The sequence below is a fragment of the Halomarina oriensis genome (assembly GCF_009791395.1).
Lineage (GTDB): Archaea > Halobacteriota > Halobacteria > Halobacteriales > Haloarculaceae > Halomarina > Halomarina oriensis.
Genome location: NZ_WSZK01000005.1, coordinates 14,440 through 28,216, shown reverse-complemented (window position 1 = coordinate 28,216; position 13,777 = coordinate 14,440). Strand labels below are relative to the sequence as shown.

The following is a 13,777-nucleotide window of genomic DNA, read 5'->3' as shown; positions in this document are numbered from 1 at the left end:
AAGAGGGCGTCGATTCCCGGCGGTGACGGGTCGTCGATGGGCGCAACCACGCACGGGCAGGCCACGGGTCGAAACCTCTCGCGCGCGAACACCGAGCGATGGCTGACACAGCAACGCAGAGCGACGAGACGCCCGGGAGCCGACCGTCCGAGTCGGAGTCGGGGACGCGCCGAGAGCCCGGACGAAACGATTCGATGACCGACCGGGCGAAGAACGCGAGCATCACCCAGCTCGTCGCGGCGGGCGACCCCATCGCTATCGCCGCCATCGCGTCGGTGTTCCTCTCGCTGTTCACGTTCTACGTGCGCGGGAAGCGAGATCAGGGCATCTTCATGGGACTCTGGGCACCGACGCTGCTCGGCCTGGCGAGCTACGTCGAGAGCCGCGACGAGGAGTGAGCGACTGGCCGAACCGTCGTCTTTTTGACTGAAACCGCCCGAGGAAGCGACCCCAACGACGAAGAGCCAGCCGTGCGTCGGATCGGGGGAGATGAGTAGCTGGCTGGCCCAGCAGGGCACCGAGACGGGAGACGGGTCGGGTACCGAGACGCCGGAGGTCCCGGACTTCCAGCCCGACGAGGTCGGCCCGGTCGGACGAGCGCTTCGAGAGTGGGGTGTGCCACGGGGGTACGCCGAACCGCTCGGAGCCGTCTTCACGTTCGTCGTCCTGTTCGTCGTCTTCTACGGGCTGATTCGTGTCGTCGTCGTCCCGCTGGCAGACCGTGCGCTCGCTGCTCGAGGGCTGAAGCGGAACGCCCGCAAGCCGCTGGTGCGACTGACTCGGGGCGTCTCGCTGGTCGTCGCCGTCTCCCTCGCGTTCAGCCTCGCGGGCTACGGCGGGCTGCTCTCGTCGCTGACGACCATCGGGGCGGCCGCGACGCTCGCCGTCGGGTTCGCGCTTCGTGACCTGCTCTCGAACTTCGTCGCGGGCGTGTTCATCTACGCCGACCGCCCGTTTCGCATCGGCGACTGGATCGAGTGGCCCGAGACGGGCGGCCTGCCCAACGCGGGCGTCGTCACCGACATCACGTTCCGGGTCACACGCGTCCAGACGTTCGACAATCAGCTGTTGACGATTCCGAACAGCAAGCTCACCAACGACGTCGTGATGAACCCGACCGCCCGCGACAAACTCCGCGTGAGCTTCGAGTTCGGCATCGGCTACGAGGACGACATCGACCGGGCGACGGACATCATCTTAGCGGAGGCCGAACGCCACCCCGACGTCCTCGACCTGCCCGACCCCATCGTGACGCTCTCGGAGAACCCGCTGGCGGACTCCTACGTCGGTCTCGTCGCCCGGTTCTGGATCGAGAACCCGAACCGCGGGAAGTTCCTGCGCGTGCGCAGCGAGTTCGTCAAAGCCGTCAAGGAGCGCTTCGACGAGGAGGGTATCGACATCCCGTACCCACAGGTCGACCTCTCGGGGACCGTCGAGACGCACGACCCGAACCGGCGGTAGTCGACGTTCGACGGACGCGACGGCCGGCGTTCAGCACCGACGGTCGTGTGTGACCACCACACTTTCGAGAAAGTGTTGTCCCCCTACGTGTCTGATTCCATCCATGACGTGGCAGTCACGGCGGAGTGTACTCCGCCTGGGGGGACTCACAGCGCTCGGTGCGCTCGCGGGTTGTTCTGCCGGGGCGGCGAACGAGGACGAATCGAACGACCGGACCAGCGAGCGAGCGACCACGGCCGCGACGACGACGGCCGAACCGACGGCGACGCCGGACGAACGACGCTACCGCGTCGACCAGCGTGGTGGGCCGGACGACCTGCGTTCGGACCCGACGGTGCGGGCCATCGACATCCCGGACTACGACGGGCCCGCACCGTACGTGTTCACCCCGGCCATCCTCTGGGTCGAACGGGGAGCGACCGTCACGTGGAGCGTCGAGGGCGGAACCCACGCCATCGCCGCGTACCACCCCGACGTCTACCGGACCCGACGCATCCCGGAGGCGGCAGCGTCGTTCGACTCCGACGTGCTCGAACCCGGCGATAGCTTCGAGCACACCTTCGAGGTGCCCGGCGTCTACAACTACCTCTGCCAACCCCACGAGATGAACGGCATGGTCGGCCTCGTCGTCGTCGAGGAGGCGCGACCGGGACCGGGGACCGTCGAGGGGTCGAACGTCCGGACGACCATCGCGGGCGAGCATCTCACCAGACTGCTCGGCATCGCGGACATCGACGTACAGCCGCCGGGGTAATTCTTTTTTCGAGTACAGTCTCGAACAGAGGATTTATCGTCTGTTTCGCTAACCCGAGAGCATGGGACTCAGAACCCGGTTCCGGTCGCTCGGTCGGCCAGTGCAGGTCGTCCTCGGCGTCTTCCTCGGGCTGTTGTTCCTCCTCGGAGCGGTGATGGGGACCGCCGTCCTCGGGTCGTTCGTCCTCGGCGTCGGCGACTCCAGCGAGAGCACGACGAACCCACCACGGGTACAGTTCGACTACCGGACGACCGACGGCGGTGAGACGCTCGAAATCACCCACGGAGGGGGCCAGTCCATCGACGTCGGGACCCTGCACCTCGTCGTCGACGGCGAGCCCCGTGCGTGGGAGGGCGCGGCCGACGGACACGTCGACGTCGGGGACTCGACGACGACCAGCGCGTCCTCCGGGGCGACCGTGACGGTCGTCTGGGAGACGTCGAACGCCTACGCGGTGCTCGGCTCTATCACCCTCCAGTAGCACGCTCGCGACCAATCGACGGATTACTACTCCCCCTCGCCGGTCGAAACATATACGCCCACGTCGCCGTATCCTCGTCCAATGGACTCACGTCCCCTCGACGCGCTTCGCCAACCCGCGTACACCGGTGAGAACCGCTGTCTCCCGTGTACGGTCGTCAACGTCGCCATCGCCGCCGTGCTGGCGGTGGCGGCCGGGAGACACAACCGGGCGTTCGGCCTGCTCGTCGCGGCGGTGGCGGCCGTCCTCGTCTGGCTCCGTGGCTACCTCGTGCCGGGGACGCCCGAACTCACCAAGCGCTACCTCCCGCGGCGCGTGTTGCGCTGGTTCGGCAAGGACCCGCTGGCGACGGTCAGCGTCGACCCCGAGCGGGGGTTCTCGGACCCCGAGGAACTCGAACGGACGCTCCTCGACGTGGGTGCGCTGGAGGAGACGCCGGACGGCCGTGACCTCCGACTCACCGACGGGTTCGCCGAGCAGTGGACGGCGGCGATGGCCGACGTCGACCCGGCGACCGTCGAGGAGCGACTCGCCACCGCGCTCGACTGCGACGCCGAGAACCTTCAGTCACGCGGAGAGGGGACGGCGCTGCTCGACGAGTTCCGACCCGTCGCGCAGTGGCCCTCCGACGCCGCGCTCGTCGCCGACGTCGCGGCGGCGGGTCTCCTTCGTGACCGCCTCGACGGCTGGGACGACCTCCCGACCGCCCAGCGGACCGTCTTCCTGAACGGTCTCCGACTGTTCGCCGAGGCGTGTCCGGGTGGAGAGGCCGTCGAGACGAGCTCCGAGGTGGTCGAGTCGTGTTGCTCACAGATGGACGTGTTCGTCGTCCGCTGTGCGGACTCCGGCCAGCACCTCCTCGAACAACCCGTCGAGTGAGCGGCCGGGCCCCGCCCTCGGCGGGAACCGACACCGTGGCGGCAGTCCCGAGCCGTCCGAACTCTCCGAACCGTCCAAACCGGTTCGGACGCCCGTCCGCGAGGGCCGCATCAGGCGACGACGGGCCGCGAGACGATCCACAGCGAGAGAACGGTGTAGCCGACCATGACGACGACCAGCGGGAGGTGTCCACGGCGGGCGGCCCGTGGCGTCTCGTAACGAGCGACCGCCGCGAGGTGGGCGGCGACGACGGCCACGACGTGCCCGAGGACGACGAGGACGACCTGCGATCCCCAGAACGCCGGCACCGAGAGCCACGCCAACGGGTCGGGGAGGGTCACGCCGACCGGCGCGAGCGACAGGTCGACGAGCGTCGCCGTCCGCGTCACGACGGCGGGGTAGGTGTGGGCTACCTCGTAGGCCGCCGCGATGGGGAGGACGGTCGGGGCGAACCGTCGAACCCCCCCACGCCAGTCCGTCCCGCCGTCGGTTCGGAGGGCCGTCTCGCCGGACGAGGGGTCGTCACCGCCGACGCCACCGAGTCGGTCGGCCAGCACGACGGCGAGCGCGAACGTGACGCAGAACAGCGCGACCCCGAGGAGGTAGAGCGGCAGCGTCGTCGCCGGCCCCGTCCCGAGCGCCTCGCGGGTCGTGAAGAGGACGGTCTGGAACTCGCGGGTCTCGACGAAGCCGTCGAAGCTGACGGTGTAGACGGCCGCGACGGCGAGCGCACCGAGTGCGAGGTCCGCGACCGGCGGGACGCACGCTCGCCACGGCGGGCGCAGGGTCGCACGGTACACACCGTCGTCATCCCCGCACTCCCACTCGACGGGCGCGACCCGGCCCAGCAAATCGTAGAACGCGCCCAGCGGGTCGCCGTGGTCGACCCACGACCGGCCGAACGCGACGGTCCCGGCGACCATCACCCCGGCGTACGCCGCGACGACGACGGCGGTGAGTCGCGGCGACCGGGTGATGCCCGGCGTGAGGTTCTCGACGACGCCGAACAGCAGGAGGAAGCCGACGAGCGCGGGCCACGCCCCCAGTCGCTCGGGGTAGTCGAGCGTCGGGAGCGCGCCGCCTTCGAGTCGTTCGAGCGCCCGGTAGAACGTCAGCCACGGCGCGAGGACGCGCCAGGGACTCCCCACGAGCAGCGAGACGAGCGCGAGGCCGTGGAACCAGACGAGCCACGTCAGCAGCGTCGCCACGTTCTCGGCGGCGACCTGCCGGCCCGTCAGCCCGCTCCAGAGCGCGACGGCGACGCCCAGCAGGAACCCGACGCCCGCGGCGGTGTGGAGGAACCGAACCGGTAGGGCGGGGAGCGTGAGCGTCGGGAGGTCGCGCTGCCGGCGAGGGTCGGTTCGGTCGGTGACGGCCAGCCACGCGGCGGTGAGCGCGACGGTCGCGCCCGCACCGGCGAACAGCGCCGCGAGCGGGAGCGGGGCCTCGAACCGGGAGTTCCCGACCTCGTGGGCGGCGACGACGCCGGAGGCGAGGGAGAGCGCGAGGACGACGAGCGCGACGACGAGCGTCGCGCGACGACCCGACCGCGAGTGCATAGGAGAACTGGGACGAGCACGCCGAAAAGCGCCGCGATTGTCCCCGAGACACGCCCAGGCGGCGACAGACACCCTTTTGGCCCACAGTCGGCGAGTAGCAGGTATGCGCGCTCGAACGGTGGCGGCCGTCGGTCTGGTCGTCGCCGCGCTGGCCGGCGTCGTCGTACTGGGGGTCGGACTGCCCGCGGGCGGCGGCGAACTGACCGAACTGTGGACCAGCGACACGCCCCGCCAGAACGAGCGCAACCACCACGCCGTCGGCGCGAGCGAGGACGGCCGCGTCGTCGTCGCACCCGTCGCCGAGGTGCCCGATCCGGGGACGCCGCTGACGAACACCTCCTGTACGCTCGCCCGACTCGCCCCCGAGGACGGCGCGGTCCAGTGGCGCACCACCGTCCCGCCCGACCGCTGTTTCACCCACGCGCTCAGCGAACCGGTCGTCGCGGACCTCGACGGTGACGGGGAGTCCCTCGTCGTCTCGACGAGTTACGAGAACGCACTCATCGCCTACGACGCCGAGACGGGTGAGGAGCGGTGGCGCGTCACGCTGAACGAGAGCGACCCCTCCTTCGGCTACGGTCGGCCGACGGTCGCGGACCTCCCCGTCTCGCCGGGCCGCGACGTCGTCTTCAGCAGTATCCACGGCGACGTCGGCGTCGTCACCGCGAACGGCAGCGTCGTCTGGCGGGCGTCGCTGGCCGACGCGGGCCTCGACGACACCATCGTCCAGCAACGCCCCGTCGTCGCCGACGTGGACGGGGACGGTGAACAGGAGGTCGTCGTCGGTTCCGGGAGCGGACTGGTCGTCTTCGAGGCCGACGGGTCGGTCGCGTGGACCCGAACCGGGCCGTCACAGTACGTCGTGTCGACGCAGGCCGACGACGACCCGGCCCGCGAACTGCTCGTGGGCGACGGCCGGACCCTCACCGCAGTCGACGGCGCGAGCGGCGCGGTCCAGTGGAGCGCCGAACCGGACGCCATTCTCCGCTACCGCGGGGTCGCCGACGGTGACGGCGACGGGACGGCCGAACTCTACGCCGGAACGCTGGACGGCGAGGTGCTCGCCATCGACGTGACGAACGGCGACGGCGAGTGGCGAACCACGGTGAGCGCCGACGGCGCGCCCGTCTGGTCGCCGGTGACCGCCGACGTGGACGGCGACGGCGACCAGGAGGTCGTCGTGACGAGTCGTGACGGCACGGTCACGGTCCTCGCGGGCGACGACGGGCGCGTGCTGGCGACCTACGAGCGAAGCGTCCCCATCGAGACACACGTCACCCCGGCGGACCTCGACGACGACGGGACCCCGGAACTGCTCGTCAGATACGGCGACGGGCGGGTCGTCGCACTCGATTACGGCGCTTGAGGGGCCCGTCGACCCCGCTCGGGGTGTGATACCACGTGACTGAAAGGGCTCATATCCGTCGCTAGCGAACAGAGTCGGCAATGAGAGAGTTCCTCGTACCCGGTACCGGAGCGCCAGTCGCTCCGACCGACAGCCCTCCGGCGCCGACGGAGGGCCGTTGAGATGTGGCCGTGGGAGCATCTCGCGGTCGGCTACCTGGTCGTCGCGCTCGCGCTCCGACTCGGGTGGCACCGTTCGCCCGACGCGTGGACCGCCGTCGCCGTCGCCGTCGGGACCCAGTTCCCCGACCTCGTCGACAAACCACTCGCCTGGCAGTTCGACGTCCTCCAGAGCGGGACCTCTGTCGCGCACTCCGTCTTCGTCGCCGTCCCGCTGAGCGTCGTCGTCCTCGCCGTCGCGTGGCGACTCGACCGGACCGTCGTCGGCGCGGCGTTCGTCGTCGGCTACCTGCTCCACCTGCCGGCCGACGCGATGTACGGCGTCGTCTACGGCAACGGCATCAACTTCGACAACCTGCTGTGGCCGGTCGTCACCGGCCCCAGTGCCGACTACGGCTCGTTCGTCGAGAACTTCCGTTTCTACCTCACGAAGTTCGGCGGCGTCCTCGAGAGCCCCCGTGGGCTCGCCATCGTCGTCTTCGAGGTGACGCTCCTCGGCGGCGCGTTCCTCCTCTGGCTCCTCGACGGCATCCCCGGCGTCCCCCGCATCGGCCGTCCACGCGGGCGGAACGTTCGCCGTGTCGAACACCGCTGACGCTCGGTAGCCCGTCGACGAGTCACGCGAGACGACGGCCACGCCACAGGCCGCCGCTACGACGACCGCAAACCGCCGTTCGCGGCGGTCGTCCGGCGTACCGGCATCGTCGAACACCCGGACGGCGAGCACGTCGACGACACGACGTCGGACCCGAACGCCGGAACGTATCGCAAAAGGCGGTTTATCGGCGGCCGAGAGTGCCGATCCTTCCGTCGAGAAGAGCTATCGACGCCGTACGACGGTCTTCGGTCGGTCGTCGGAATCACGTGGCTGTGTAGCGATACAACCAAGTGGAGAGGTGCTTCCCGGTGCCGTCGGGCGACCGACACGGGTCGCCGGACCCACGACCGGCGGTGACCGACGGCGTGCCGCCGGGACCGCGTCGGTGGCTCACACAACCAAGTGGTTTTGTGCATCGGCCGCCTCGGCGATGAGTGATGGACGAGGACAGGTCGGGAGACGACCCGAGTCGGACGGCCGACGCACTGCAGACCGCGGTCGAGCGCTATCTCCGGTCGAAGTCCACGGGCGTCGACGACGAGGGCGACCCGTCGGGGTCGTACGTCGACGCCGCAGGGTCCGAACTCCGGCGATTCGTGGGATGGATGCGTGCACGGGGACGCGGGCTCGACGACCTCGCGGGCGACGACGGGCCGCTCGTCGTCCGCCGGTACGTCGAGCGCCTCGACGACCGCGTCACGGCGGGCGGAATCGCCGGGTCGACGGCCAACGCCTACTTCTCGTACCTCTCGGGCTTTCTCACCTACTGCGTCCGTGACGGCCGTCTACCGACGAACCCGGCGCTGACCAACACCGCACGCGAGGCGCTACCGGCCGACGAGTCCTCGCGGACCGACCAGCAGTTCTGGACGACCGAGCAGCGCCGTCGGTTGGTCGGGTTCGTCGACCGACGTGCGGCCGAGGCCGTCGACGAGAGGGGGTTCGGTGCGACCACGGAGGCACGGGACCGGGCACTCGTCCGCGTCCTGGCGTACTCTGCCGTCCGCGGCGCGGAGGTGCTCCGCCACCCCAAGGACGACCGGGAGGGTCGCCAGGGCGTCCGATGGTCGGACGTCGACCTCGAACGCTCGACGCTGCGCGTCCTCGGGAAGGACCAGCATCTCGGCCCCATCGCACTCCCCGCGAAGGCCGCGGTGGGTGTCGAACGCTGGCAGGCCGTCCAGCGCCCACCGAGCGAGGACTGGCCGGTGTTCTCGACCGACCACGCCCCGTCGAAGTACGCCGCCGTCCGGGAGGAACTGGGCGACGACGTGGACGTGGCAGCGCTCGTCGACGAGGCGGGTGGCATCGACGCGCTCCTCCGTGAGCGTGACGTCGCTCCGCCCGCGCTGACGACCGAGGGCGCACGGAGCGTGCTGAAGCGCCTGACCGACGAGGCGGGCATCGACGTGGACGACGAGGCGGGCTACCTCCAGCTCCACGGCGCTCGTCGGGGCATCATCGGCGAAGTGTACCGCCGTGACCGTGGTGACGCTCAGGACCTCGCTCGGCACAAGGACCTCTCGACGACCCACGCCGCCTACCAGCACATCGGCGTCGAAGAACAGACCGAACGCTTCGACGAACACCTCGAAGAGATCGACTGACGCTCGCGTCCTCCAGTGACCGGGTGTCGCCGAGTGTCGAGTCGAGAACCGACCGACGACGGACGTCCGCGAGCTAAGCGGCTGCTCGGTGACTGCCACGGCCGACCCGTATTTAAAGGGCCAGGAGAGACCGAAGTTCGGAGGTTCGGTAGTGAACGTCATCCGGAACGAAATCGGGGCCACTACGCGGCGATACACCTCGGTTGTGAATAACGCAGGGTCGCGTGCGAGGCGGCGACGCGCGCGCGTGGGCCCGAATCGATTCGGAAACCGATAACCGGCCGCCACCGTCAACTGTGAACGTTATTCTCTTAGCCGAAAGATAGTCTGTAATGAATTAGTAAGAAGTTTTATATATCATGCCACGTTGGATACCTTCGAGGGAGTTTAAATTGGCACGTACACTCAAATTCGCGGCATTAGCGGCAGCGCTGATGCTCTCCGCGTCCGTCGTGGGAGCGTCAGCGTTTACCAGCGCAGAGATCACTCGAAGCACGTCCGTCACCGTGGCAGATGACGACGCTGCAGCAGCAGAGATCACGTTCGCCGACGGAGGCCTCGGCGTCGCTACGTTCGACGGTCAGACCGGCAAGATGGCTCTCGAGTTCGACGACCTGAACCGGGGGTCCAGCAGCTTCACCTTCGGTAGCCAAACGTCCGTACAGAACAGCAACACGGCGGCGTTCACGTTCACTCCCGGACAGAGTGGCGACGGGAGCTACACCGTCGACGTAACCAGCAGCAACGACCTCATCAGTGGTGTCAGTATGTACACGTCTGATGGTTCGCTGGTCGAGTCCGACACGACTTCGGTCGCCGGTGGTGAAACCGTCTACGTCGTTCTGACGGTCGACCTGGCGAGCGGAGACACCGCGTCCGGCGGAAACGTCGTCGTCACTGCGAACAAGGTGTAATCGGACGTCGATGTACCGTCGTCTCGCCTTTCTCACTGCGGTGCTCGCTGTCGCGGCGATAGCGTTCGGTCCGCTCCACCTCTCGTACGTCACGTCCGGGAGCATGGAACCGACGCTCTCGCCCGGCGACGGCTACCTCGTCGTCGAGGGGCCCGTCTCGGAGGGTGACGTCGTCACCTTCCACAGCGAGGAGCGTGGCTACGTCACACACCGTATCGTCAGCGAGACGGACGAGGGCTTCATCACCAAGGGCGATGCGAACCCGTCGACCGACCAGGCGGCCGGCAACCCGGTCGTCTCCGAGTCGGCCATCGTCGGTACGGTCGTCACGCTCGGTGGCGGGCCACTCGTGATTCCGATGCTCGGCCCCCTCGTGGGGTTCGTCGGGACGTACGAACTGCTCGTCTTCGGGGTGGTGGCCGCGCTGTTCGCGTGGGGGTTCGTCGGAAACGGAGGGGGTACGCCCATTCGAGAGGTGTACACGTTCGACGACCTCGCTCGACCGCTGTTCCTCGGTCTCGTCGTCGCGTCGCTGCTCGTGATGGTGTTCGCAACGAGCGTCCACCCGGCGCGCTACGCCGTCGAGGAGGGCGAGTTGACCCAGCGCCACTCGATTCCGGCCGGTCAGGAGGTCGAACGGGAGGTCACGGTGAAGACGAACCACCTGCCGTTCACTACGACCGTCGCCGACGCGAGCGGTGCGACGGTGGTCGAGAGGACCGTCGAAGGGTCGACGACGACGCTCACCCTGCACATCCCACCACAGGAGGTCGGAACGTACGAACCGTCAGTGCGGGTGTCGCCCTATCCGGCCGTGTTGCCGGGGGCGTGGCTCGACACACTGCACGGCGTCAGTCCCTACCTCGCGCGCGTCGTCGTGCTGTTGGTGACGTTCGGCCCCCTGTTCGCGGCGTACAGCCTGTTCTTCGACGGGGGCGCGCGGATGCGGTCGGTGACCCCGCGATGGGTCGAGAGAGCGAGGGCGAAGCTATGAGACGACGACGGCGTGAGAAGTCGCGGCGCGCGCTGGTCGTCCTGCTGGCCCTGCTGGCCCTGCTGGCCGTGGGAGCGTTGGCTGCGTTCCCAGCCTCGTCGTTCACCTCGGCGAGTGTCGACCGTGGGACGACGGTCGGTGTGGTCGACGACACGGACCCGAGCGCCGTTATCGGTCTGACGGACCAAGCAGTGAGAAGCGGCAAGGTGAGCGAATTTCTGACCCTCACGAACCGCGTTGGTACTCAAATCAGCGTCACCGTCGTAGTGACCGAACAGGGAGCGAACGGCGGCACAGATACAACGCTGTACGCCGATGGACGGTCAGAGACGAATCAAATATCGTTCACCATACAGCCAGGAGGGACGAAATCACTCGGTGCAGAAACCAGTCTGCCTGACTCCGAGCGTCTTACGTACACTATCGAGGTCGATGGAACAGGATTTTCGGGCGCTCTCTCTAACAGGGGAGTCGACGTAGAACGAGGTAACGGACCTCCGGCGTGTACTGGCCGCCCGAGTGACCGCCCGGACTGGTGTTGACACATATGATTGGAAGGATACAAACTCAGACGCTCGACGCGATGGGGAAGCAGGCATGACACCCGGAATCAGCAAGCTCAGACTCCTGCTCGCGGACTACGACCGTGAGGTAGCGGCGGTGCTCGTCGTCGTCGGTGTCCTCGCGTTCGTCGCCGCCGGGTCGCTGGTGCTCGCGCCCGGAACGACGGTCGTGACCGAACAGCGCGACGCCCAGCAGGTCGGCGCGGTCGTCAACACCAGTGCGGTCGTCACCGGCGACAGCACGGTCTGGGAGTCCGGCACGGAACTGCACGACGAGCCGATGTATCTGGTCGAGGCGTCGCCGAACCTGACGCTCAGCGCGACGTCGTCGTCACCCGACGCGAACGCCGACGTCGACCAGCGCCTCGAACTCGTCTATCGGGTCGTCCGCGACGAGGAGGTGGTCTGGGAGCGCTCGGAGACGCTCGCCCACCGTGAGGCGACGGGGACCGACGGGCTGACCACCGAGGCGACGGTCAACGCGTCGGCCGTCAGCCAGCGCCTCGACGTCATCCAGGAGGAGTTCGGGCGGGCGGGCCGTGCGGAGGCGCGGGTTCGGCTGAACGTCTCCTACGACACGGGGACGTACGCCGACTCGCAGACCGCGGACGCGCAGTTGGCCTTCGAGGGCCGGGGCTACTCGCTCGACGAACTGTCGGCCGACGAGACCCACACGACACCGGTCACCGTCGAGGAGCGCGAACCGCCGAACTGGCCGAGCGTCGCCGGCCTCTCGCTACTCGGACTGTGGGCGGTCGCGGGGGCGGCGGTCCTCGTCACTCGTGAACGAGAGTTCGATCAGCAGGCCGCCCGTGTCGAGTTGCTCTACGACCGGCATCGTGAGTGGATCTCCGAGGCGAAACTCTCCGAAATCGACCAGACGGCGAATCGTGTGGTCCACGTCGCGTCGCTGACCGACCTCGTGGACCTCGCCATCGACTCGGAGAAGCGCGTCCTCCACGACTCCGAACAGCGACTGTACGCCGTCTTCGACGAAGAGACGAGCTACTACTTCCGCGTGCCGACTCAGGTCGACGCCACGCTGTCCAGTGACGACACCGAACAGGGCACGAAACCGTCGGTGTCGCCCGGTGGCGACTGACGCCGGCGACCGTTTTCCGGGTCCGTGCGCGACCCCTGACGAACTCAGTTCTCCCCGTCGACCCACGCAGTCAGTGCCTCGACCGTCGGTGCGAGAGAGTGACGAATCGCTCGAACGAGGAGTGGCCGAGTCGCGGTCAGTCGAACGCTTCGCGGAGTTCCGCCTCCGGTTCCCACTGCCCGTCGGCGGCGGTGAACTGGAGTGCGAGCGCGGCGTGGAGGAGCGACACCTGCGTGTCGAACAGCGCGTAGAACGGCTGGAACGGACCGAGGGCGTCGCGAGAGCCGACGGCCACGAACGCGGCGAGTGCGAGCGGGAGCGCCACACCGGCGAGGCCGAACGACGCGAACGCACCGACGGTGAGGACGGTCAGTCCCGCCGCGGCCAGCCACGGCCCGACGATCATGAACAACCAGTTGAACGGCAGGACGGCGCGGCCGTACCGACCGTGACGGCCGAGCGCGTCGGCCTGTCGGGTCAGCAGTCGAATCAACCCCATCGCGCGACGGTCTTTCTGGGTACGGCGCTGTCGGAACCCGGAGTGGGCGGCCTCGGCGTATCTGACCGCCGGGTCGAAGACGACGCGGTGGCCGTTCCGGCGAACCCGAAGCGCGAGTTCGGAGTCGTCGGCCAGCGAGTCGGCGTCGACCGGGACCACGAGGTCACGGCGGAACGCCGAGAACGGGCCGTGGAAGATGAACGTCGAGTCGAGGTGTGATTCGAGCGTCTGGATGTGCGTCTGCATCCCCCGATAGTCCGATTCGACCTCGCTCCCGCCGAGCACCTCGCCGGTTCGGCCGGTGACGCCGCCGACCTCGGGGTCGACGAAGTTCGCCATCGCCTCCCGGAGCGCGTCGGGCGCGAGTTTCGAGTCGCAGTCCGTCTTGACGATGATCTCGTTCGTCGCGGCGGCGTAGCCCTCGTTGAGCGCGATAGCGAGCCCCTTCCGGTCGGTTTCGCGGATGACACGGACGGTCGGGCCCTCACCGTCGTCGAAGTACGACTCGACGAGGTCGGGCGTCCGGTCGTCGCTCGCGTCGACGACGACGAGTTCGAGTTTCTCGACCGGGTAGTCGAGTGCGGCGATATCTGCCAGCTTTCGCTCGACGATGGCCGCCTCGTTGTACGTTGGCAGGACGATACTGACCGTCGGTTCGTACGGTGCCTTCTCGATGGGCGACCCGCTCGGGCGGTGCCACGCGTACAGCACGCCGAACAGGAGATACGGAACGGCGGCGACGGCGAGCAGTCCGATGCCGAACTCGATCAGCATGGACGGGACTCGCTCCCCCTGTGTGTCATGTCACTCTCATCGAACGGAAGGGTCCTTGCTAACGGCTC

Annotated in this window: 14 protein-coding genes; 12 read left to right on the top strand and 2 right to left on the bottom strand. The window is 68.4% G+C overall.

The genetic code is table 11. The features are described from left to right. Positions 1-98: 98 nt before the first annotated feature. From GQS65_RS01510 to GQS65_RS01490, 5 genes are all read left to right on the top strand, one after another. Positions 99-398, top strand: a complete 300-nt coding sequence (locus GQS65_RS01510; protein WP_158202910.1) for a hypothetical protein — start codon at positions 99-101, stop codon at positions 396-398. A 91-nt stretch (positions 399-489) separates the two neighbouring features. Further along, positions 490-1,461, top strand: a complete 972-nt coding sequence (locus tag GQS65_RS01505) for a mechanosensitive ion channel family protein (protein ID WP_158202909.1) — start codon at positions 490-492, stop codon at positions 1,459-1,461. Between the two features lie 103 nt (positions 1,462-1,564). Beyond that, positions 1,565-2,215 (top strand): cupredoxin domain-containing protein, encoded by a 651-nt coding sequence (locus GQS65_RS01500; RefSeq protein WP_158202908.1) that lies wholly within the window; start codon positions 1,565-1,567, stop codon positions 2,213-2,215. A 61-nt stretch (positions 2,216-2,276) separates the two neighbouring features. Next, positions 2,277-2,696, top strand: coding sequence for a type IV pilin (locus GQS65_RS01495; RefSeq protein ID WP_158202907.1), 420 nt, complete (start codon positions 2,277-2,279; stop codon positions 2,694-2,696). A gap of 81 nt (positions 2,697-2,777) precedes the next feature. Beyond that, positions 2,778-3,575: a hypothetical protein gene (locus GQS65_RS01490; RefSeq protein ID WP_158202906.1), complete on the top strand. Its 798-nt coding sequence runs from the start codon at positions 2,778-2,780 to the stop codon at positions 3,573-3,575. Positions 3,576-3,685: 110 nt separating this feature from the next. Here GQS65_RS01490 and GQS65_RS01485 read toward each other — a convergent pair whose 3' ends face one another. Beyond that, positions 3,686-5,134: a hypothetical protein gene (locus GQS65_RS01485; protein WP_158202905.1), complete on the bottom strand. Its 1,449-nt coding sequence runs from the start codon at positions 5,132-5,134 to the stop codon at positions 3,686-3,688. 103 nt (positions 5,135-5,237) lie between these two features. Here GQS65_RS01485 and GQS65_RS01480 point away from each other — a divergent pair, with 103 nt between their 5' ends. The 7 genes from GQS65_RS01480 (at position 5,238) to GQS65_RS01450 (ending at position 12,436) form a co-directional block, all read left to right on the top strand. Further along, on the top strand, positions 5,238-6,500 hold the full coding sequence (locus tag GQS65_RS01480; RefSeq protein ID WP_158202904.1) for an outer membrane protein assembly factor BamB family protein: 1,263 nt from the start codon (positions 5,238-5,240) through the stop codon (positions 6,498-6,500). A gap of 162 nt (positions 6,501-6,662) precedes the next feature. Further along, entirely contained in the window at positions 6,663-7,253 is a 591-nt protein-coding gene (locus tag GQS65_RS01475) for a metal-dependent hydrolase (RefSeq protein WP_158202903.1), read from the top strand. A gap of 440 nt (positions 7,254-7,693) precedes the next feature. Next, positions 7,694-8,863 carry a tyrosine-type recombinase/integrase gene (locus GQS65_RS01470; RefSeq protein ID WP_158202902.1) on the top strand — a complete coding sequence of 390 codons (1,170 nt, stop codon included), beginning with the start codon at positions 7,694-7,696 and terminating at the stop codon, positions 8,861-8,863. A gap of 392 nt (positions 8,864-9,255) precedes the next feature. Next, a complete protein-coding gene (locus GQS65_RS01465) occupies positions 9,256-9,777 on the top strand; it encodes a hypothetical protein (protein ID WP_158202901.1) in 522 nt (173 codons plus the stop codon). A 10-nt stretch (positions 9,778-9,787) separates the two neighbouring features. Continuing rightward, on the top strand, positions 9,788-10,771 hold the full coding sequence (locus GQS65_RS01460) for a signal peptidase I (protein ID WP_158202900.1): 984 nt from the start codon (positions 9,788-9,790) through the stop codon (positions 10,769-10,771). Further along, a complete protein-coding gene (locus GQS65_RS01455) occupies positions 10,768-11,313 on the top strand; it encodes a hypothetical protein (protein ID WP_158202899.1) in 546 nt (181 codons plus the stop codon). Before GQS65_RS01460 ends, GQS65_RS01455 begins: the two co-directional genes overlap by 4 nt. 55 nt (positions 11,314-11,368) lie before the next feature. Further along, positions 11,369-12,436 carry a DUF5305 family protein gene (locus tag GQS65_RS01450; RefSeq protein ID WP_158202898.1) on the top strand — a complete coding sequence of 356 codons (1,068 nt, stop codon included), beginning with the start codon at positions 11,369-11,371 and terminating at the stop codon, positions 12,434-12,436. A gap of 136 nt (positions 12,437-12,572) precedes the next feature. Here GQS65_RS01450 and GQS65_RS01445 read toward each other — a convergent pair whose 3' ends face one another. Then, the gene (locus tag GQS65_RS01445) at positions 12,573-13,709 is read right to left on the bottom strand and encodes a glycosyltransferase (protein ID WP_158202897.1); all 1,137 of its coding nucleotides are present in this window, start codon (positions 13,707-13,709) and stop codon (positions 12,573-12,575) included. Positions 13,710-13,777 lie beyond the last annotated feature (68 nt).